Below are 20,800 nucleotides of genomic sequence, written 5' to 3'. Positions count from 1 at the left end.
TGATAAAAGGAGATGACACAGACTAATCAAAACACGCAAATTCAAGCACAAGTCCCCTCTTTTGGGCTCACTCCACTCTCGAAATGGGGCCTCATCTTTGTTGAGGGTCCAGATGCTGCCAGTTTTCTGCAAAATCAGCTCACGAATTCTGTTTTAGGTCTAAACCGCACTATATCGCCTCAAATTGCTTATTCCTATCCATCAGCAAGACTGTTGGGATACTGCAGCCCTAAAGGCAGATTACTTGCCAGCGCATGGGGTGCGTTAATGCCTAGAGATGCAAGCGCTGATGACCGATTCGCGCTCTTTATTTCTAAGGATAACGCTGCCAGTACTGCCAAACGGTTGGCAATGTTTGTATTGCGCTCTAAGGTCAAGGTAACTGATGTGTCGGCGCTCTGGAATATTTCTGGATACTTTGGTTTGAGTGATGCGATCTCATCTTTCACAATTAATGACTCTCAAATTGGATTGCGCTTGCCTGATGTGCTCGCCAGCAATCAATCCTATGGCCGTGTATTAATTGCTCAAGAGAGGGTCAATGAATTATGCGATCAGGCTGCACTTGATGTGTGGAATGATTTAGAAGTTTTAAGTGCTATTCCCCGTATCGTATTGGCGACGCAAGAACAGTTTGTCCCGCAAATGATTAATTTTGAATCGGTTGCCGGGGTCGACTTCAAAAAAGGTTGCTATCCAGGACAAGAAATCGTGGCCCGTAGCCAATATCGTGGCGCCATCAAAAGACGTCTATTTTTGGCCCATATTTCAGAAAAAGACCTACCATTAGACTCAACTCAGCCTGGTACTGAGTTATTTCATAGTCAGGACCCCAGTCAGCCAGCGGGGATGGTTGTTCTATCAGCCGCTAGCCACTTAGAGCCTGGCAGAATCGATTTTCAGATGGAGTGCAAATTAGAAGCGCTCGAACATGGGGAAATTCATCTAGGAAGCCCCCGGGGACCTGTGTTAAAAATAGACTCATTACCTTATCCCTTAATCGAAATCTAATTCTTCCTAACCCATTTCATGTGCCTGATTCTTTTTGCCTGGAACTCACATCCTGACTACTCTTTAGTAGTTGCGGCGAATCGTGATGAGTTTTATGAGCGCGACACTGAAGGCATCGCCTATTGGCAAGAACACCCCCATGTTTTAGCGGGTAGAGATCGTGCCGATGTCTTGGGTAGTCCTGGTACTTGGCTGGGCTTTACGAAAACGGGAAAGTTTGCCGCCTTAACGAATGTGCGCGCGCCTAGCGAAAAGAATCCTGATGCTAGAACACGCGGTGAGCTTTCCTTGATGTATCTCACCAGTAAAGATAAGCCGGCCGAGTTCATGGGAGAAAACTCGAAACGCTTTAATCAATACAACGGCTTTAATTTATTGATGGCAGATTTAAGCGATCCACAAAATGCAGAAATGTATTGGGTCAGTAATCGCATGTTAGTAGGTCAAAATATTCGCCCTCGTAAAGTCTTTCCGCATCAACCGCTTAACCCTGGCGTGTATGGTTTATCTAATGCGATGCTGGATACTCCTTGGCCTAAAGTCAATCATCGGGTAGCCGCTTTTGCCCAAGTATTGGCAATGGATCATGGTCAGCTCAAAAGTGCCGATCAATATCTCAAGCTATTAGCCGATACCCACCATGCTAGCGATCATGAATTACCCAGCACCGGTGTTAGCAGAGAGTGGGAAAAAGCACTATCCCCTGCGTTCATCAAAACACCCTCTTATGGAACTCGTTCCAGCACTGTTTTAAGAGTCCGTAAAGATGGGCAATTTGAGATGGTGGAACGTCGCTTTGATGCTAGCGGTACTGTTGGCCATGATGTCGTCACCGGCGCATTAAGTACCGCGCCTGGCTCAAATCTATCAGTTTAAAAACGCGTTCATTTTATTTTGAACGAAGGTCTTCGTTCACTACCCGCTCACCGCTGCTATCGCGTGTTGGCAGACGCTTAATGTATTGGAATGTTCCCGTTGCCATGCAACAGACTTCCCCTTGATCGTTGTAGAGCTTTGCTTCACAAAATGCCATAGTTGCTGTTCTACGAACTGTATCTGCTTTCACTCGCAAGACTCCATTAGCAGCTTGCATAAAATTATTCTTGAGCTCAATGGTGACTACACTACGATCACTCGGATCGCCAGATCTAGCAGCAACAGCCATCGCGACATCCATCAAGGTTAATAACACCCCGCCATGAGCCACTGCCCAGGTATTGGTATGCTCTGGCTTTAGGGCCAAAAGGATTTCTCCCTTTCCCATCTCAGCGCTGAGAAAGCGAACGCCCAATAGTTTTAAAAAAGGAACATTTAACTCCTCACCTAAATTGGCGAGTTGAGTTTGGGGATTAATTTGTACATGTTTAGTCATACTGCCAATTTTAGAGGCTTGAGCACCATTTTGGGAATACCCCTAGAATAGCTTGATGGCCTTTACTTTAAGTGGCGATGACGTCTGCCAGATCACCTTTCCGAGCCCAATTCCAGATCCTTATTGGGTAGCATTTTCACCTTCTGCGGCCAATCTTATTCAGCTCTCGGTTTCTCAGGATGGCCTGCCTTCTGATCCATCATGGCTAGAGCTTCTAGCGGGAAACTCCTTAAGTACCGGCATGCATGATTTTGCTAAGCCAATTTCAACAGTCTATAGCGGTCATCAGTTTGGGGTCTGGGCTGGTCAATTGGGTGATGGCAGAGCAATTTTGCTTGGCGAGGCTAATGGCCAAGAAATTCAACTCAAAGGTGCCGGCAAAACTCTGTATTCCCGTATGGGTGATGGACGAGCCGTCCTCAGATCTTCTATCCGTGAATTTTTATGTAGCGAGGCCATGAATGCACTCGGCATCCCAACAACTAGAGCGCTTTCAGTTGTTGGTTCAGCATTACCAGTTTTCCGCGAAATGATGGAGACTGCTGCTGTTTGTGCGCGCTTAGCGCCTAGCTTTATTCGAGTCGGTCATTTTGAGCACTTCGCTTCTACACAAAGCATCGTGCGGCTCAAAGAGCTAGCCGATTTATTAATTCAGGATCATTACCCTGAATGCAAAAACAATGTTGAACCCTATCTCGAGCTATTCAAACACATCAGCGTTCGTAATGCCAAGCTAGTGGCGCGATGGCAGTCTGTTGGTTTCTGCCATGGGGTCTTAAATAGTGACAATATCAGCGCACTTGGCCTGACGATGGACTACGGACCATTTGGGTTCTTAGATCATTTTGAAATTGATCATATCTGCAACCATAGTGATCATGGCGGTAGATACGCATACCATCGCCAACCTCAAATCATGCATTGGAATATGGCCTGCTTAGCCAGCGCCTTCTTACCACTCCTTGAGCTTACTCACGATGAAAGCCAAGCCCAATCAATATTACGCGAAGCTTTAGAAGAATTTCCTGTTACCTATGCACAAGCATGGCAATCTATATTCAGACAAAAATTAGGGTTACAAACCTCTCAAGATAGCGACATCCAACTGATAGAGCGCTTATTGCAGGCAATTCATGATTCAAGCGTGGATTTCACCAGCTTCTTTAGACAACTTAGCCAAGTTAAATTAGATCATGCCATTGAGAAAATCACGCTAAGAGATCAATTTGTGGATCGTGTGGCAATAGACCAGTGGTTTACAGATTATCTTCAGCGCCTCACATCAGAATCTAGTCAAGATATTACAAGAATGCAGGCGATGAACCTAGTGAATCCTAAATATATTTTGCGCAATCATTTAGCACAAGCGGCTATTGATAAAGCACAACAACATGACTTTTCAGAAGTCACGCTATTAATGAATATCCTCAGCAAGCCTTATGATGAGCAGCCTGAGCATGAAGTGTATGCAGCGCCACCACCTGCAGATCTGGAAAGAGTTGCAGTGAGTTGCTCTTCTTAAGAGTTTGGAATAGATAATACTTATCGGAGAATAGATGAAAAAAACGGATCAAGAATATAAAAAAATCCTCAGCGATATTGAGTATCGAGTTACTCGTGAAGCGGCAACTGAGAGGCCTTTTAGTGGCAAGTATTGGGATCATTGGGCTCAAGGCAAATACACTTGTGTGTGCTGTGGCACCCCCCTCTTCTTGTCTGATACCAAATTTGATGCTGGTTGCGGATGGCCAAGCTATAACGCCCCTCAAGAGACATCATCCATCAAGGAAGTGCGTGATACAACTCACGGCATGATTCGTACCGAAGTACGTTGCGCCAACTGTGATGCCCATTTAGGGCATGTCTTTGATGATGGCCCCATGCCTACTGGTCTACGTTACTGCATCAACTCTGCCTCTTTGAGCTTTGATCCTAGTGAGAATGCCCAAGCAAGTAAAAAAGACTAAGGCCTTAAAAAGGCTTGTGAGCTAAATAGCGGGATAATCCTACCTATGAAATTTTTATTTGACCTCTTCCCCATTATTCTGTTCTTTATCGCCTTTAAATTTGGTGATATCTATACGGCGACTATCGTAGCCATGGTTGCCACCATAGGACAGATTCTCTGGGTCTATTATCGCCATCGCAAAATCGATGCGATGCAATGGGTCAGCCTGGTGATGATTATTGTCTTTGGAAGCCTAACGATTTTCTTGCACGATAAGACCTTTATTCAATTGAAGCCAACCGCCCTCTATTGGCTCTTTTCAGGCGCTTTGCTTATCAGTGCACAGTTCCTTAATAAGAATTGGATTGAAGTATTAATGGGTAAGCAGGTAAGCCTCAAACCAGAGAGTTCCCACTCTGTATGGCATCGACTCAATCTAGCATGGTCAGCCTTCTTTTTCTTCATGGGCGCCCTCAACTTATATATTGCATTTGAATATTCTGAGGAAACCTGGGTCAATTTCAAACTCTTTGGCAGTACTGGGCTGCTGGTAGCCTTTGTCATCATCCAAGGTGTTTGGCTATCACGCCATATGGAGCATCCAGAACAATGACCCTTAACCAAAAACGCATTGCCCTATTTGAAGAAGATTTAAATAAGGCTTTTGATATTCAACGGCTACAGATCGAAGACGAGAGTCATCTGCATGCGGGGCATGCGGGCGCAGCCTCAGGCGGTGGACACTTTAAGGTCACCATCGTTACACTACAATTTCAGGGATTAACTCTGGTTGCTCGTCATCGGGCAATTTATGCCGCTTTGCATCGCCATATTCCTAGCGAAATCCATGCCTTAACGATTACTGCCCAGACTCCACAGGAAGCCAACATCTAGCCTGCTTTACACTCTTGCAATCCATTACTTTTACTTGATAGTCGCCATGTTAAATACCCTTCACCTGATCTCTTTTAGCCTAGCCGCACTCCTGATTTCTGCGCCAGCTTTTGCGCAAAATGCAGCCATCGTGAATGGCAAGTCCATCCCTAAAGCTCAGCTAGATAAATTGGTGCAAAAGTCAGGGCAAGGAGACAACCCTCAGGTACGCGATCAAGCACGTGAAATGCTGGTGACTAAAGAATTAATTCTGCAAGAGGCTGATAAACGTGGTGTGATTCAAAAAGAATCTGTGCGTGAACAGTTAGAGCAATCGCGCGTAGGCATCTTAGTTGCTGCTGTATTTGAAGACTATATCGAAAAAGAAGGTGTCACTGAGGCTGAACTCAAGGCTGCTTATGAATCGGTTAAGACGCAATATACTGGCAAGGAATACCATGTCGAGCATATTTTGGTTGAGAAAGAAACTGATGCAAAAGCCATCATTGCTCAAATCAAAGCCGGCGGCAACTTTGGAGAGATTGCTAAAGCCAAATCAAAGGATCCGGGTTCAGCGACGAACGGCGGCGACCTTGGCTGGGTAAATGACAAAGCACTTGTTCCAGAGTTCTCTAAGGCAATGGTGCAACTAAAGAACGGTCAAATGACTGATAAACCAGTGAAATCACAGTTTGGCTGGCATATCATTAAGACAGTTGACTCTCGAGATATGAAGGCGCCTAGCTTTGACGAACTCAAGGCAGAGTTGAAACAGATGATTGCCTCTGATCAAAATTGGCAGAAAGCTAAATTTACCGAGATGATGCAAAAACTTCGTGCGAAGGCAAAAGTTCAGTAAGAATTGCTGAGTAAGGGCTCTTGGCTTCTTAACTACCAACCTTTTCAGTTGGATGGTGATGAGGTCTCATTTTCTGAATTGCCATCCCCGCTATTCCACAAGCAAAAGCGGACATCACAAAGACATCTCGAGGTTGAGAAAGATCCCAAATCCAACCGGCACATAGTCCACCAATAGTGCCACCTAAACCGTAAGAAACGGTAGCCATAATGGCTTGCCCCCTTGCTTGTAAAGGACCGGTAAACCAGCGCTGCAGTAATTTTGTGGCAGCACTGTGGTGAGCTGCAAAAGTAGCGGCGTGCATCAACTGCGCAACAATCAATACAGAAGTGATTGGTAAAAAGGCAATCAGAATGAAGCGGATCACACCAATTCCAAATGCGCCTTGCAATATCACCTCGGCATCCAAACGGCTCAGCAATTTATTTTGGAAGTAAAAGAAGATTACTTCTGCGGCAACTCCTAAAGCCCAAAATAAGCCAATTTGAAATTTGTCGTAACCAAGGTCTGCCAAATACAGCGAATAGAAAACATATAAAGCAGCATGGGCAAAGATCATGAAAAAGCCAGAGATCAAAAACCACCTTACGTCTGGATTAAAAAGCACAATGAGTAACTCGCCTTTCACCATTTTGCGACGCTCCATCTTGGGCTCGTGCAAGAAAAAAGTAATGAGCGCCAAAGCAAATAACACAATGACGCCAACTATTGGATATAACTCAATGCCTTTACGTTGAAATAATTCACCTGCAAATAAAACCATGGTGATGAACCCGATTGAACCCCATAAGCGCAGGCGTCCATAACGCTGATCAAACGAATTGTCTTTGTATAAAGCATGAATAGTTGCCGTCTCGCCCAAAGGCATTTGACTACTCAAGATCGTATGTAATACAAACATCCAAATAAAGAAGCTGAAGTAGCTATGTAAAAAAAAGATGCATACAAAGACTAAAGCGGCCAAACAAGCGCAAACACGAATAATGCCGATGCGATTAGAGAGGTAATCTGAAAGCCAGCCCCAACTAAATGGACCAACGATACGGGTAATTTGTAGCATCGACATCAGTACAGCAATCTCGATGACATTAAAACCATGATCTAAGAAGAAAAGGCTGGCATACGGTGAAACCAAGCCAACATAAGCAAAATATAAAAAGAAAAAGGACCCGAAGGCCCAGCGAAGCGAAGGCGTCATCTTAGTGGGATTTACTAATCGCTTTTGGAGCCAGGTCGTGCCGCAGGAATAGGCGATACCTCAAGCTTGACATCAGCGCACTGAGCGCGATGACGCAATGCATGATCCATGAGGACTAAAGCCAGCATCGCTTCAGCGATTGGGGTTGCTCGTATACCAACACAAGGATCATGACGTCCCTTAGTTTGAACAGTCATTGGCTTGCCATGGAGATCAATGGATTGCTTAGGGCTCATGATGCTTGAAGTTGGTTTGATCGCAATCGATACTCGCAGGTCTTGACCAGTGCTGATGCCACCCAATGTACCGCCGGCATGATTGCTAGCAAAGCCATCAGGAAATAATTCATCACCATGTTCACTGCCGCGCTGCGCCACTGACTGAAAGCCAGAACCAATTTCAACTCCTTTTACAGCATTGATCCCCATCATGGCATGGGCAATATCTGCATCAAGCTTATCAAACAAGGGCTCTCCAAGACCAATAGGTACATTACGAGCACGCACCTCAATTCGAGCCCCGCAAGAATCTCCTGCTTTGCGCAGTTCATCCATATAATTCTCTAATTGCGGAATGATCTTGGCATTCGCAGCAAAAAAAGGATTTTGTTCAATCTGTGCAACATCCTCGAACGGAATTTCGATATCGCCGAGTTGGCTCATATAGCCGTAAAACTCTGTGCCGTATTGTTGCTGCAGCCATTTTTTTGCAATAGCTGCAGCTGCCACAACAGGTGCTGTGAGGCGAGCTGAAGAACGGCCGCCGCCCCGTGGATCACGCAGTCCATATTTATGGTGATAGGCATAGTCGGCATGACCAGGTCGGAATGTTTGCAATATATCGCCGTAGTCTTGACTCCGTTGGTCGGTATTGCGTATCAATAGACCAATGGGCGCACCGGTCGTTTTGCCTTCAAAAACACCCGACAAAATCTCAACCCTATCTTCTTCTTTGCGTTGAGTGACGTGACGAGAGGTGCCAGGCCTACGACGATCTAGGTCAGTTTGTAGATCAGTCTCACTCAAAAGCATACCGGGAGGGCAGCCATCAACCACAGCCCCGATCGCGGGACCGTGTGATTCACCAAAAGTGGTAACAGTGAAAAGAAGGCCTAAAGTATTTCCTGACATAACCACATTATGTCATTTGTCCTGAATATTCGACTAGAAATCCTTAATTAGCGGCCTTTTCAGTATCTTCTGGCCAGTCGCGAATATAGGCCTTGAGCATCGAGTTCTCGAAGTCTTGAGCTTCTACAACAGATTTTGCTACATCATAAAAAGAGATTACACCCATCAACATTTTTTGATCAACTACTGGCAGGTAACGAGCATGATCAACTAACATCATGCGACGCACTTCATCGATTTCAGTTTCCATATTGCAGGTCAAAGGCTTCTGATTCATTACTGCATTGACTTGCAAATCATCTAATTTGCCATGATGGCTTGCTAATGCTGCAATCACTTCACGAAAAGTGAGGATCCCAACTAGCTTGTCATACTCCATCACAACCAAAGAGCCAATGTCATGCTCGCTCATGATCAGCACTGCCGTTTGCAACGCAGTCTCGGGAGCAACGGTAAATAAAGTGCCGCCCTTCACACGCAGAATGTCATGAACTTTCATGTCGTCTCCAAAACAATCAATATCTCAGTTCAATATAGACCCAAGCAAGCACCGAATCAAGATTTATTGTTTGTTTTAGTAACGAATAACCCTAATGACGCCACTTCGAATGCTTGGTAGATTCGCTACTAGGACGGCTCCAGCCAAGGTAATCCACCAAGTCAAGTAGATCCAAAGCAAGGCTAGCGGAAAGATAGCAAAGGCCCCATAAACCGTTTTATAAAAAGCGGTATGGGTTAAAAAGACTGCAAATCCAAATTTCATGATTTCAAAGCTGAGGGCGGCAAAGAAAGCACCAAAGATGGCATCTTTCCAAAAAATTTGAGAATACGGCAGGATCTTGTAAACAACCGTATAAACCAAGACAGCCAACATTAGTGGTGTCACTGTGGCAATGAGACGAAAACCAATGGAGACTGCCTCCGTCCAGCCCTGAGAAGCGCTGAATAAGACGCCACTTAAGTAAATACCTAGTCCTAATAATATGGGGCCCAAAATTGTCGCAGCCCCATAAATCACAATCTTTTTATGAAGTGGGCGATTTCTTTGTACCTTGAAGATTTGATTAAATGCCCCTTCAATGACTGACAAAGTCATGATGGCAGTAATAAATAAGCCAGCTAAACCCAAAAGAGTTAAGCCCCTGGCTTGCGCAGAAAACTGATCCAAGTAAATAAAGAACTGTTGATTAATCCCGCCTGGCATATAAGTATCTAATAGCCAAGTCTTAAAGGCATTTTTAATCTGAATCACCTTGGGTAAATAGCCAATCAGCATGGTTGCAATCGTGACCATAGGAACCAAGGAGAGAATCGTTGTGTAGGCTAAGCTGGCTGCGATTTGGTTCAGTTTTTGGTCTCGATTACCCTCCCAGATCTCTTTAGCAAGAGAGAGCCATAATTGGGGGTTACGAAAAAGGCGCATCGCCGTATCATAAGAGAATATGAACCAACACGATATTTTAGTTTTGTACTACTCCCGCTATGGGGCCACCAGAGATTTAGCGCGACTCATTGCCGAGGGTATTGAAAGCGTTCCGGGGGTCAATGCTCGTCTCAGAACGGTTCCTCCGGTTTCCACCGTTTGCGAGTCTAGCGAACCTGCGGTCCCAACCGAAGGCGCCCCGTATGTTGAGTATTCTGATTTACAAGAATGCATAGGATTGGCACTCGGTTCGCCTACCCGTTTTGGCAATATGGCCGCTCCCATAAAATACTTTTGGGATGGCAGCTCTTCCCAATGGTTAAGTGGTGCACTCATCGGTAAACCAGCTTGCGTCTTTACCAGCACCGGCAGCATGCACGGCGGACAAGAAAGTACTCTGTTAACGATGATGATTCCCCTGCTTCATCACGGCATGATGATTCTCGGTTTGCCTTACAGCGAATCCGATTTAATGTCCTCTGCCACAGGTGGAAGCCCCTATGGCGTGACTCATCTTGCCCATGCCGATGGGAATGCTCCGATTAGTCCTGAAGAACAACGCTTAGCAAAAGCGCAAGGTAAACGTCTCGCACAAACCGCACTAAAACTTATCAAGACTTAATGAATGATGGCTAAGAAAATTCTGGATAAAAATCCCTATCAATTAATTGCTACCGCTGCATTTATTGATTTGTTCATTTTGTGTGTTGCTTGGGAGTGGTTTATCTCGCCTCTGCGACTTGGTGGCTCTTGGCTGATTCTGAAAGGCATCCCATTGCTATTTGCCATTCCAGGCCTCTGGAAAGGTAAGGTTTACACCATGCAATGGGCTTCCATGTTGATCTTGCTCTATATCACCGAAGGCTTAGTTCGCATCCTCGAAACTGGTGCCAATTTTTGGATGGCTGTCTTAGAAACTCTATTAGCAACGATTGGTTTCATTTGCCTGTTAATGTATTTAAAGCCCATTAAAAAAGAAGCGAAGAGCTTAGCTAAACAAAAGTTACAAGCAGCGCAAAAATGAATCAGATCCTTGGCGAGCTCCATCAAATTCTGGAGCAGAAATTTATTCTGACCGCAGATCAAGATAAGGCACCTTATCTCACTGATTGGCGCAAGCGTTACACGGGCAGAGCCTTGGCCGTGGTCTTACCTAAAACAGCCCAAGAAGTAGCCAAGATTGTGCAACTGTGTGCAGCCAACCAAATTGCTGTGGTTCCCCAAGGTGGTCATACTGGATTTTGTGGGGGCGCTACGCCAGATGACTCTGGTAAACAGATTGTGCTCAACTTAAAGCGTATGAATACCATTCGAGAAATTGATGTTGCTAACCAAACGATTACTCTTGAAGCAGGTTGTATTTTGCAAGCGGTTCAGGAAAAAGCTGCCGAGCAAGACTTCTTATTTCCTTTGAGCTTAGGGGCAGAAGGCAGCTGTATGATTGGCGGTAATTTAGCTACCAATGCTGGTGGCACTAACGTACTGCGTTATGGCAATACCCGCGATCTGTGCCTTGGTCTTGAGGTAGTTACCGCGCAGGGTGAAATCTGGAATGGCTTAAAAGGTTTACGCAAAGACAATACTGGATACGATTTACGAGACCTCTTTATTGGCTCTGAGGGTACTTTAGGCATTATTACTGCCGCTGTCATGAAGTTATACCCGCTGCCAATCTCTCAATGGACAACCTTAGTGGCAGCTAATAGCGTTGCCTCAACCATCGCTCTATTAAATTTATTTCAAAAGCGTGCCACTTCCCTTTTGACCGGATTTGAGATGATGACCCAAGAATCCTTGGCCCTCAACGAAAAGCATTTTCCGCAGATGGCAAATCCCCTAAAGGGAAATCCACCCTACACCGTCTTGATTGAATTATCAGATCATGAAAGTGAAGCCCATGTGAGGCAACTGCTAGAAACTATCCTGGAAGAGGCATTTGAGGCAGGATTGATTACCGATGCCGTGATTGCAAATAGTCTAGCTCAGGCCAATACCTTCTGGCAGATGCGAGAGCACATCACCCTCGCTCAGGCTCAAGAAGGCGCCAACCTCAAACATGACATCACCATTCAGCTTTCAGCCTTGGAAAGCTTTATTCAGGAAACAGATACTTTGATGCGCTTGAAATACCCGGGGGTCAGAATTATCAATTTTGGCCACTTAGGCGATGGCAACCTTCACTACAACATTGCTCCCCCATTAGGAGTAGACCCAAAGGCATTCAATTTGGTCAATGAAAAGCCGATTCATGAGTTGATCTATGCTCAAGTTGAGCGCTGCCAGGGCTCTATTTCTGCTGAACATGGGGTTGGCCAGCTTAAATTAGATGGTTTGCGGGCTCATAAGGGTGAAGTTGCCCATGACCTGATGAAGACCTTAAAACGGGCTTTGGACCCTCAAAACATCCTCAATCCACATAAAGTCGTGTCTATTTAAGAAATTTCTGATTTTTTAGGAATTTTTTGTATTTTCTGTCATCTAGACTTCTTTCTGATGCGTTGTATGGCCATGGAGGTGACAAATATGTCAACAAGACTCAAACGTTGGGCCCGCGCTATTCAGCAAAATGATGTATCCAAAAGAACGCCTGAAGTGGCTATTGGCTACTTAGACAGCAAATATCGCGATATTGCATGGCGTTATATCCGCATTCTTGGCTTTGAACGTACTATCAGCTTCATGGCTAGCAATAACTTCCATCCAGAATAAGTAACACCTTAAGAAATAAACCTAAATACTTGATGTATTTAGGTTTTTTCTTTTATAGGCCTATATACCCAAAAGATTAATAGGAGCACTGCGAAAGCTGAGCAGGCTCCTGAAAAAAGGAATGCGGTAGTTGGGCTACTAGACTCATAAAGCCAACCAAAGATTAAAGAAGCTGGAAGTAGCATGATTCCAGAACTCAAATTGAACCAACCAAAGGCTGTCCCAGTTAATCCGCTAGGGGCTAAATCTGCTACAAGGGCCTTTTCTACCCCTTCGGTTGCCGCTTTAAATAGGCCATAAAGCGCGAATAAACCAAAAAGCCAGCCAACTGTCAGGTTGGAGTAGCTCATACCGGCATAAATCAGGGCATATGCAGCCCAAGCGAAGGCTATGAAATATCGACGACTAAATCGATCCGATAGCGCAGAAAGAGGAGTTCCAAAAACAGTCGTTATCAGGGAAATCGTCGCCCAAAGCAAGGGTATTTGCTCTTGAGGCACTCCAAGCTCTCTAGCCCTTAATAGTAAGAACATGTCTGAAGAATTGCTCAATGCAAAAAGGCCAACTACCAATATATAGCGCTTAAATTCAGGGGGTAGACCTGCCATAGACCAGGTAAATTTCAAAGGGGCATCGCCAGCAACCCTTGGAGGCTCTTTTAGGCACAACGCAAGCATTACGGTAATGACCCCGGGAATAATGGCCCAGAAAAAGATCTCACGCAGTGGTACATGTTGCGCAAGCAAGAAAGCTGCCAAGATCGGTCCAACGACCGCACCAGCATTATCCATAGAGCGATGCAAGCCAAAGGTAATGCCTCTCTGATTAGCGGGAACACTTTCCGCTAGAAGCGCATCCCGGGGAGAGCTTCTGAGCCCCTTACCCAGACGGTCAGTAAATCGAATCATCAGGACCACTAGCCATGAATTAGCAAAAGCAATGAGCGGCCTTCCAATGCCAGCGAGAAGATAGCCAAACACAATCCAAGGTTTTGTTTTTTTGGTTCTGTCTACGATGACTCCAGATACCAGTTTGAATAAGCTTGAAGTGGCCTCAGCAATACCTTCAATAATGCCAATCGCTTTAGGCCCTGCCATTAAGACCGAAGCTAAATACAAAGGCATCAAGGGATAGAGCATTTCACTGGCCGAGTCATTCACAAAACTAATGAGGCCTATTAACCAAACAGTCTTGGGTAATGTAGACAGGGTTTTGAACATATCTAGCCAATGTAGCACTATTCAATAGCTTTAGAAATTATTTCCAATAGCGTCACAATTGCTTGAAACTGAGCCTAATAAGACGTAGGATGAGTGATGCATTTGTGAAAATCACATCTAATAGGAAATATCATGAGTCAAAAGAAATTAGTAAAACAGCTGATGAAAAAGCTTGATAAGCTCGAATCTGATCGTGAAAAATTGATTGATAAGTTGGCTAAAGCACTCGATAAATTGGAAAAGAAAGAGGTCACCAAAAAACCTCCTGTAAAAAAGACCGCCGCCAAGAAAACCCCGGTCAAGAAAGCGCCCGTTAAAAAAGCCGCCGCTAAGAAAACGCCTGCACGAAAAGCGCCAGCTAAAAAGAGTTCAGCTTCTCCGCCGGCCTCACCGAGTTCTGCAGCCTAAAGGGTGAGCAAGGACGATAACAATGGTGATCATCATGGTTACTATCGGCTTTTACAGATTGAATTAGTCAAACTTCAGCGAGAGATCATTGCAGGTAGTTTGAAACTTTTAGTCATTCTTGAAGGTCGCGATACCGCTGGCAAAGATGGCACGATCAAACGGCTCACAGAAAATCTGAGTCCTCGCGAAACCCACGTTGTTGCTCTTGGAAAACCCTCCTCTCGCGAGGAAGGCGAATGGTATTTCCAACGTTATGTAGCAGAGCTACCTTCTGCTGGTGAATTTGCAATCTTTAATCGTAGTTGGTACAACCGTGCCGGCGTTGAAAAAGTCATGGGATTCTGTACTGAAGCCCAGTACAAACACTTTATGGGCTCAGTGAATGATTTTGAGTCTTTATTGACGGGCTCTAACATTCAAATCATGAAGTACTATTTAGATATTGATAAAAAAGAACAGGCCGATCGGTTAGAAAGTCGTAAGACTGATCCACTGAAGCAATGGAAGGTCAGTCCTATTGATGAGCAAGCTCAAAAGAAATGGGAGGCTTATAGCATTGCCAGAGATCTCATGTTAGAGCAAACCAGCTCGAAAGATGCACCTTGGACTGTGGTGAATGCTAATAGCAAAAAAGAAACTCACCTAAATCTGATCGCCGATCTTCTATCTCGAATGCATTACCACGGCAAAGACGCAAAATTATTATCAGTGAATCCAGAAATAGTGATGCCCTGCCCACCATTAGGTACTAAGGCACCAAAATTAGCCTATTAATTAGCTTGAGTAACTTATTTAGCTACAGGCTTAGTTACAGCTAGAGTTACCCTTCTCTTTGAAGAATTTTTTCGCTTCGACTATTAATTCGTCAGGCAATTCTTCTGGGATGTAATGTCCAGAAGTTACGGCTCTGCCTGATACTTCATCTGCGACCTCTTGCCAATCCTCTAGAGGCTTAAAGCATTTATTTACGAGACCATGCTCGCCCCATAAGACATGGATCGGCATTTGTAATTTCTTGCACGACTCGCGGTCTGCTCGATCATGAACGAGATCAATAGTGGCAGCAGCCCGATAGTCTTCACACATGGCATGCATACTTTGGGGGTTGCTGGCTCCTGCCAAATATTCCGCCCAACGGTCTGGACTAAAAATTCCAGTACCTGCATGGCGACCCATGTGATTTTTTAACCAATACTCGGGGTTTGCGCCAATCATGGTTTCTGGCACGGGTTCTGGTTGAATGAGGAAAAACCAATGCCAATACCCTTTGGCAAATTCCATAGTGGTGTTTTCATACATGGTTAGTGTTGGGGAAATATCCAAGACCATTAGCTTCTGAATACTGCTGGGATAGTCCATAGCCATGCGATGCGATACTCTTCCGCCACGATCATGCCCCAACAAATAAAACTGCTCGTGACCTAAAGCCTTCATCAAGGCATGCTGATCCGCTGCCATGGAGCGTTTTGAATATGTGGAGTGGTCTGACTTGCCGTGTGGTGCAGATGACCCACCATAACCTCGCAAATCTGAGGCAATGACTGTGTAATGTTTAGCAAGTGCAGGAGCAACTTGCTGCCAAATTGCCTTGGTTTGTGGAAAACCATGCAATAACAATAGCGCCGGACCACTGCCACCAACTAAGTAAGCAATCTCAATCGGACCATCATCTGATGGAACAGTCATAATCTTTTGGTCGAATGCTGGTGGGAATGTGACGCTCATAGTGTAGATACTTATCGATCTGCTGCTGCCTGAATCTCAGCAACAGTTAAGTAGCCTTTATTGCCAGAATCAAGATAGTTAAAGTGATCATAGATACGTGGCATACAACCTTTTGCCTCAATCTGAGTCAATTTGCCATCATGATTGATGTCACACTTAGCAAACCGCTGCGCAATCTCTTGATTGCGGGATGCATCGTCTGCATAACTCAATGCAGGAATGACCGCCAAGGCGGCAATACAAGAAAATCTGGAGACATAAGAACGTTTCATAGAAAAGTCTTACTTCCCAGTTGGGGTTGGATTGGCAGAGGTTTCCATGGCAACACGCACTACCTTCTTAGCCATCTCAATAAAGGAGTCTACTGAACCCGAACCAGTTCTAAATGACTCGCCCTGGATGGTAACCAAGCCTTCGCCTAATAACTGCTTAGACAAACTATCGGTTATCTTACTTTCTACCAGTAAGGCAGGAGTTTTGGAGTTCACACCACCAGCATAGGCAGCGGCATTCACCGCCAAGCCAATGGGAGTGAAATTCCAAGGTTGTAGGCTATCGGCTGAATTTTCTGCGCCTGTAATGCCAACGGTAATTCGGGCAACACCCGGCCCAGGGCTAGTGACAATGCGAATATTCCCACGAGAATTAATAGCGGCCACCATCGAGTCTTGCAGAGTAACCTGCGCTTGAGAAATGGCCTCAGCACTAACCTCTCTCGTAGCGCTTTGATTTAAGTAAATGGGATCCAAAATAACCGCGGTATAGCTGGCAGGATTAACGCCTGCAATCCGGTATCGCCAAATCCGAGTATCCGATTGGCTGGTAGCCATTGGCACGAGCAAGGAGTAATTGGGCAAAAAACCTGATCTAGGCATCGGTTCAGAAGCCAGTTTTGGAGTATTGCTACAAGCAAGCAAACCAATAGCAACAAGTGCTGAGGCAATAACGACATTCAATTTACGCATGATGCTTTCTTTTTAGATACAGATTAGTCCGGAGATGGACACGGTAACATACCGCCAGTTTTTTTATGAAGCTGTGGTTTGCAATCGACTTGCGGTGTTACCTGAACTGCAGGGGTCGACTTTGTTGTGGTAGTTGCGATTGGTATTGCTGCTGTACCAGCATTAGAAATGGTTGGTGGAGCAGCAACGGCTGTAGTTGAACTAGTTGTCGTGGCTCTAGGTGGCTCCAGACCAACAGAGCGATAGAAAGATTTATCCGTACCTGGGCAAGGCATGACAGCACCAGTCTTTGGATTAATGACATCTTTACACTGAGGATTCGCCTCAAGCCTAGACTCTAATTTGGCTACAGTACAAGCTGAGAGCATCAACATACCAAGCGTTGTAGTGATGCATAACTTAGTAAACGAAACATTCATTAGCAGTAGTGTTTTCTTTAGTGATCTAATATTTTTGAGAGGAAGTCTTTTGCACGATGGGATCTCGCATCTGGGTTCCCGAAAAATTCATCTTTGCTGCAATCCTCCAGAATACGCCCTTGATCCATAAAGATCACGCGATTACTGACTTTACGAGCAAAACCCATCTCATGGGTAACGCAGCACATGGTCATTCCTTCATTTGCAAGCTTCACCATAACATCTAAGACCTCACCAACCATTTCAGGATCTAGGGCCGAGGTTGGCTCATCAAAAAGCATCACAATCGGATCCATACTCAAGGCACGTGCAATGGCAACACGCTGTTGTTGACCACCTGAAAGTTGCCCAGGAAACTTATCTTTCTGAGCAGTTAAGCCAACACGCTCGAGATACTTTAAGCCATGCGCATTAGCCTCGTCAGCAGAACGACCAAGCACTTTCATTTGCGCAAGCGTTAAGTTCTCGGTAATGCTCAGGTGCGGAAACAGCTCAAAGTGCTGAAACACCATTCCCACTCTGGCCCGTAACTTTGGTAGATTTGTTTTAGGATCATGCAAGCGCACCCCATCCACAGTAATCTCACCAGCCTGAAAAGGCTCTAGAGCATTAATGGTTTTAATCAAGGTCGATTTACCTGAGCCTGAGGGTCCGCAAATCACAACTACTTCCCCTTTTTGAATATTGGTAGTGCAGTCGGTGAGGACTTGAAAGTCTCCGTACCACTTCGAAACGTTTTGCAGTTCTATCATAAGGATTTGGAAATAGTCAGTATTAAATAAATAAGGGATAAATTACAAATGTATTAACGAATAATCGCCACTTTGGAGTGAACTGCTCTGACGATCTTCGATAGCGAGAAACAAATAATGAAATAGGTAAAGGCAGCTAAGAGATAGGTCTCCATAGGACGGCCATAGTTCTTACCGGCAATCTCAAAGCCCTTTAATAAATCATAAGCACCGATGGCATAAACCAAGGAAGTATCCTGAAACAGAATGATGGTCTGCGTCATGAAGACGGGAATCATGTTTCTGAAGGCTTGGGGCAATACGATAAAACGCATATTTTGACCATAGGTCATGCCTAAGGCTTCCGCAGCATATCCTTGACCTTTAGGAACCGACTGAATACCAGCGCGCACAATTTCAGAGAAAAATGCTCCTTCAAAAGCAATGAAAGTGATGGTGGCAGATAAGTCAGCACCGATGGGCCTGCCAATCAACATGGGTATCAACAAAAAGAACCACAAGATCACCATCACCAACGGAATGGAGCGCATGGTGTTCACGTAAATGGTTGCTGGGTAGACTAAGCTGGGTCTACCAGATAAGCGCATCAAAGCTAAGAAGGTACCAAAGATAATTCCGCCAACGGTCGCAATGACTGTCAGTTGCACACTAAACAGCATGCCCTTTAGAATGTAATTCGTGAATAGTTCCCAGTTATAAAAACTGAGGTCTAGGCTGAGCATAAAACCACCATGAAATGATTCATAGCATTCATTTAATGTGCTGCCACTTCTGTATTAGCAACAATGAAGCCAGGAATGCGAGAGCGCTTTTCAATATAGGTCATCACACGATTTACTGCGAATGCCGATAAAGCATAAAGCAAGGTTACGGCTAAATAGATTTCGACTCCATGCGAAGTTTCTTCTTGAGCCTGCATAGCGAATAGTGTGAGTTCAGGTACCGAAACTGCAAACGCTACTGAAGAGTTTTTGATGAGATTCATGCTCTCAGAAGTAAGAGGTGGAATCACTATGCGCAACGCCATTGGCAAAATAATGTAGCGATAGCTTTGAAAGGTAGTTAAACCCAAAGCAGTTGCTGCTGCTTTCTGACCGGAGGGAAGTGACTGAATACCTGCCCTTATCTGCTCTGCAATCCGTGCAGAAGTAAAGAAGCCTAAAGCAATGCTGACTAATAGATAAGATGGAAATGCTTTTAAAGGCTGAAAGAAGGCTGGTATCACGTGATACCAAAGAAATACTTGAACCAAAATCGGAATGTTTCTAAAGAGTTCTACCCATGCGGTAGAAAAGCGTATCAAGAAACGGTTCAATGTCGTTTCTGTGGGTAAGGTACGTAAGGTGCCCATGACAGCACCAAGTGACATAGCGATGATTAGACTAAGAGCGGCGACAGCCAGTGTCCAGCCCCAAGCCTTCATGAGCCAGTCTAAATAACTGGGATCAGCGTTTTGACCAATACCTAATAAAGCGGAGAAGCAGTGATCAACTACTTCTCCGTCTAAGGTACTTTTACAAAAGATTCCTAAATCCATAAATCCGATCGCATAAACATTAAAGCATTCAGATTAATTAACTTGCGATCTCAATTATTTGTTGTAATCTTCTGCCGGTTTGTCGTTCAAGTTTGCCCAAGCATTCTTGGTTGCTGGAGACAGCTCAAGACCTACTACGATATTTTTCGGTGGAATTGGTGACAAGAACCACTTGTTCCATAAGCCAGGCATTTTGCCGTTTGCAACAATCTTGGCAATTGCTGCGTTTACACCGGCCTTAAATTCTGGATCATCTTTACGAACCATGATGGCGATAGGCTCTGTACTCAATACTTCACCAACGATCTTGTAATCTTTTGGATTCTTCGAGTTAGCAATGTTGCCGGCCAAAATTGAACCATCCATCACGAATGCATCAGCGCGGCCAGACTCAAGCAATAAGAAGCTATCCGCATGGTCTTTACCGTATACCTCATCAAAGTTTACGCCATTGGCTTTTTCATGCTTGCGGAGCAACTGAACAGAGGTTGTACCAGTAGTAGTAGCTACTTTCTTGTTAGCCAATTGAGAAATAGAAGTAATGCCAGAATTTGCTTTTACAGCAATCCTGACTTCTTCTATATATAAAGTGTTCGCAAAGCCCACATCCTTAGCGCGATTAGAATTATTAGTTGTTGAGCCACACTCAATATCAACAGTGCCGTTTTGCACTAAAGGCACACGGTTTTGGGAAGTCACTGGCTGATAATTAATACGCAAAGTGCTCAAGCCAAGCTTATCTTTGATATCACCCAAAATCATACGGCACACTTCCACATGGTAACCATCAAAGCGGCTGTCGCCAGTCGTGTAGGACATTGGGATAGAGGATTCGCGCACACCCATCGTGACAGCGCCAGTAGATTTAATTTTGTCCATCGTCGCACTTGCAGCGTGAACGCTCATGGTGCTCATGAATAACCCAGCAATCAGGCCAGCTTTAATTAAAGACTTGTTCTTCATCGTTTTCTCTAGTTTTTACTTATATTGGTGATCAGTGTTTATCAATAAATAGCTATAACTGTATTTATAGCAAATTTATGAGTGTCTTATGCTGAATCAGGTCTACTTTTCAGACTTTTTATGACCTTGTGCATCGAGCAGAGATAAAACTAAGGGTATTGTGTCCTACCCGAGACATAGTTTACGTTTTATACCGGGCACATACTTTACAGTTTTTGGCATAGGAGGGACCACTCTATGCCGTGGAATGAAAGTACGAAGATGGACGAAAAGCTCAAATTTGTGTCT

At 44.7% G+C, this 20,800-nt stretch carries 27 protein-coding genes; 13 read left to right on the top strand and 14 right to left on the bottom strand.

What is annotated here, in order from left to right; translation table 11 throughout:
* Positions 1-12 precede the first annotated feature (12 nt).
* Together ICN21_RS01840 and ICN21_RS01835 are read left to right on the top strand one after the other, a co-directional pair.
* Positions 13-1,011 carry a folate-binding protein YgfZ gene (locus tag ICN21_RS01840; RefSeq protein WP_216176339.1) on the top strand — a complete coding sequence of 333 codons (999 nt, stop codon included), beginning with the start codon at positions 13-15 and terminating at the stop codon, positions 1,009-1,011.
* Positions 1,012-1,029: 18 nt separating this feature from the next.
* On the top strand, positions 1,030-1,887 hold the full coding sequence (locus ICN21_RS01835; RefSeq protein ID WP_216176337.1) for an NRDE family protein: 858 nt from the start codon (positions 1,030-1,032) through the stop codon (positions 1,885-1,887).
* A gap of 13 nt (positions 1,888-1,900) precedes the next feature.
* On the opposite strand, the gene ICN21_RS01830 is transcribed toward ICN21_RS01835, so the two are convergent.
* Entirely contained in the window at positions 1,901-2,383 is a 483-nt protein-coding gene (locus ICN21_RS01830; protein ID WP_216176335.1) for a PaaI family thioesterase, read from the bottom strand.
* Between the two features lie 55 nt (positions 2,384-2,438).
* Here ICN21_RS01830 and ICN21_RS01825 point away from each other — a divergent pair, with 55 nt between their 5' ends.
* From ICN21_RS01825 to ICN21_RS01805, 5 genes are read left to right on the top strand one after another with little or no spacing between them, the layout of a single operon-like run.
* Positions 2,439-3,905, top strand: coding sequence for a YdiU family protein (locus ICN21_RS01825; RefSeq protein ID WP_216176333.1), 1,467 nt, complete (start codon positions 2,439-2,441; stop codon positions 3,903-3,905).
* Positions 3,906-3,939: 34 nt separating this feature from the next.
* Positions 3,940-4,350, top strand: coding sequence for a peptide-methionine (R)-S-oxide reductase MsrB (gene msrB / locus ICN21_RS01820; protein ID WP_215297121.1), 411 nt, complete (start codon positions 3,940-3,942; stop codon positions 4,348-4,350).
* A 45-nt stretch (positions 4,351-4,395) separates the two neighbouring features.
* Positions 4,396-4,944 (top strand): septation protein A, encoded by a 549-nt coding sequence (locus tag ICN21_RS01815; RefSeq protein WP_216176331.1) that lies wholly within the window; start codon positions 4,396-4,398, stop codon positions 4,942-4,944.
* Positions 4,941-5,225: a BolA family transcriptional regulator gene (locus ICN21_RS01810; protein ID WP_216176329.1), complete on the top strand. Its 285-nt coding sequence runs from the start codon at positions 4,941-4,943 to the stop codon at positions 5,223-5,225. The genes ICN21_RS01815 and ICN21_RS01810 overlap by 4 nt, the downstream gene beginning before the upstream one ends.
* A 46-nt stretch (positions 5,226-5,271) precedes the next feature.
* Entirely contained in the window at positions 5,272-6,063 is a 792-nt protein-coding gene (locus ICN21_RS01805; RefSeq protein ID WP_215320618.1) for a peptidylprolyl isomerase, read from the top strand.
* 28 nt (positions 6,064-6,091) lie between these two features.
* On the opposite strand, the gene ICN21_RS01800 is transcribed toward ICN21_RS01805, so the two are convergent.
* From ICN21_RS01800 to ICN21_RS01785, 4 genes are all read right to left on the bottom strand, one after another.
* On the bottom strand, positions 6,092-7,261 hold the full coding sequence (locus ICN21_RS01800) for an MFS transporter (protein ID WP_216176327.1): 1,170 nt from the start codon (positions 7,259-7,261) through the stop codon (positions 6,092-6,094).
* Between the two features lie 14 nt (positions 7,262-7,275).
* A complete protein-coding gene (gene aroC, locus ICN21_RS01795) occupies positions 7,276-8,391 on the bottom strand; it encodes a chorismate synthase (RefSeq protein WP_216176325.1) in 1,116 nt (371 codons plus the stop codon).
* A gap of 43 nt (positions 8,392-8,434) precedes the next feature.
* Positions 8,435-8,890: a CBS domain-containing protein gene (locus ICN21_RS01790; RefSeq protein WP_215297111.1), complete on the bottom strand. Its 456-nt coding sequence runs from the start codon at positions 8,888-8,890 to the stop codon at positions 8,435-8,437.
* A gap of 75 nt (positions 8,891-8,965) precedes the next feature.
* Positions 8,966-9,814 (bottom strand): YhjD/YihY/BrkB family envelope integrity protein, encoded by an 849-nt coding sequence (locus ICN21_RS01785; RefSeq protein ID WP_216176323.1) that lies wholly within the window; start codon positions 9,812-9,814, stop codon positions 8,966-8,968.
* Positions 9,815-9,833: 19 nt separating this feature from the next.
* Here ICN21_RS01785 and wrbA point away from each other — a divergent pair, with 19 nt between their 5' ends.
* The 4 genes from wrbA (at position 9,834) to ICN21_RS01765 (ending at position 12,523) form a co-directional block, all read left to right on the top strand.
* Positions 9,834-10,436 carry an NAD(P)H:quinone oxidoreductase gene (gene wrbA / locus ICN21_RS01780; protein ID WP_216176321.1) on the top strand — a complete coding sequence of 201 codons (603 nt, stop codon included), beginning with the start codon at positions 9,834-9,836 and terminating at the stop codon, positions 10,434-10,436.
* Positions 10,437-10,439: 3 nt separating this feature from the next.
* The gene (locus ICN21_RS01775; protein ID WP_255534168.1) at positions 10,440-10,838 is read left to right on the top strand and encodes a DUF2069 domain-containing protein; all 399 of its coding nucleotides are present in this window, start codon (positions 10,440-10,442) and stop codon (positions 10,836-10,838) included.
* Positions 10,835-12,250: an FAD-binding oxidoreductase gene (locus ICN21_RS01770; protein ID WP_216176319.1), complete on the top strand. Its 1,416-nt coding sequence runs from the start codon at positions 10,835-10,837 to the stop codon at positions 12,248-12,250. Before ICN21_RS01775 ends, ICN21_RS01770 begins: the two co-directional genes overlap by 4 nt.
* Before the next feature lie 87 nt (positions 12,251-12,337).
* Positions 12,338-12,523 (top strand): hypothetical protein, encoded by a 186-nt coding sequence (locus tag ICN21_RS01765; RefSeq protein ID WP_215297104.1) that lies wholly within the window; start codon positions 12,338-12,340, stop codon positions 12,521-12,523.
* Positions 12,524-12,561: 38 nt separating this feature from the next.
* Here the strand turns inward: ICN21_RS01765 and ICN21_RS01760 are convergent, their stop codons facing one another.
* Positions 12,562-13,743 carry an MFS transporter gene (locus ICN21_RS01760; protein ID WP_216176317.1) on the bottom strand — a complete coding sequence of 394 codons (1,182 nt, stop codon included), beginning with the start codon at positions 13,741-13,743 and terminating at the stop codon, positions 12,562-12,564.
* Positions 13,744-13,875: 132 nt separating this feature from the next.
* Between ICN21_RS01760 and ICN21_RS01755 the strand changes: the two genes are divergently transcribed.
* Both ICN21_RS01755 and ppk2 read left to right on the top strand, forming a co-directional pair.
* Positions 13,876-14,151 carry a serine/threonine protein kinase gene (locus tag ICN21_RS01755; protein ID WP_216176315.1) on the top strand — a complete coding sequence of 92 codons (276 nt, stop codon included), beginning with the start codon at positions 13,876-13,878 and terminating at the stop codon, positions 14,149-14,151.
* A 3-nt stretch (positions 14,152-14,154) separates the two neighbouring features.
* Positions 14,155-14,925, top strand: a complete 771-nt coding sequence (gene ppk2 / locus ICN21_RS01750; protein WP_216176313.1) for a polyphosphate kinase 2 — start codon at positions 14,155-14,157, stop codon at positions 14,923-14,925.
* A 30-nt stretch (positions 14,926-14,955) separates the two neighbouring features.
* Here the strand turns inward: ppk2 and ICN21_RS01745 are convergent, their stop codons facing one another.
* From ICN21_RS01745 to ICN21_RS01710, 8 genes are read right to left on the bottom strand one after another with little or no spacing between them, the layout of a single operon-like run.
* Positions 14,956-15,876, bottom strand: a complete 921-nt coding sequence (locus ICN21_RS01745; RefSeq protein WP_216176311.1) for an alpha/beta fold hydrolase — start codon at positions 15,874-15,876, stop codon at positions 14,956-14,958.
* Positions 15,877-15,887: 11 nt separating this feature from the next.
* Positions 15,888-16,148, bottom strand: coding sequence for a hypothetical protein (locus ICN21_RS01740; protein ID WP_216176309.1), 261 nt, complete (start codon positions 16,146-16,148; stop codon positions 15,888-15,890).
* Between the two features lie 9 nt (positions 16,149-16,157).
* Positions 16,158-16,841, bottom strand: coding sequence for a DUF3313 domain-containing protein (locus tag ICN21_RS01735; RefSeq protein ID WP_216176307.1), 684 nt, complete (start codon positions 16,839-16,841; stop codon positions 16,158-16,160).
* A 23-nt stretch (positions 16,842-16,864) separates the two neighbouring features.
* Positions 16,865-17,260, bottom strand: a complete 396-nt coding sequence (locus tag ICN21_RS01730) for a hypothetical protein (RefSeq protein ID WP_255534167.1) — start codon at positions 17,258-17,260, stop codon at positions 16,865-16,867.
* 17 nt (positions 17,261-17,277) lie between these two features.
* Positions 17,278-18,012 carry an amino acid ABC transporter ATP-binding protein gene (locus ICN21_RS01725; RefSeq protein WP_215297091.1) on the bottom strand — a complete coding sequence of 245 codons (735 nt, stop codon included), beginning with the start codon at positions 18,010-18,012 and terminating at the stop codon, positions 17,278-17,280.
* Between the two features lie 53 nt (positions 18,013-18,065).
* Entirely contained in the window at positions 18,066-18,734 is a 669-nt protein-coding gene (locus ICN21_RS01720; protein WP_216176305.1) for an amino acid ABC transporter permease, read from the bottom strand.
* Between the two features lie 32 nt (positions 18,735-18,766).
* Positions 18,767-19,549 carry an amino acid ABC transporter permease gene (locus ICN21_RS01715; protein WP_216176303.1) on the bottom strand — a complete coding sequence of 261 codons (783 nt, stop codon included), beginning with the start codon at positions 19,547-19,549 and terminating at the stop codon, positions 18,767-18,769.
* A gap of 54 nt (positions 19,550-19,603) precedes the next feature.
* Positions 19,604-20,512 (bottom strand): amino acid ABC transporter substrate-binding protein, encoded by a 909-nt coding sequence (locus tag ICN21_RS01710; RefSeq protein ID WP_216176302.1) that lies wholly within the window; start codon positions 20,510-20,512, stop codon positions 19,604-19,606.
* Between the last annotated feature and the right edge of the window lie 288 nt (positions 20,513-20,800).

Origin of the sequence: Polynucleobacter sp. AP-Feld-500C-C5 (genome assembly GCF_018882265.1) — a bacterium.
GTDB lineage: Bacteria > Pseudomonadota > Gammaproteobacteria > Burkholderiales > Burkholderiaceae > Polynucleobacter.
Note: the sequence above shows the minus strand (reverse complement) of the source record. Positions and strands in the feature narration are given on the sequence as shown.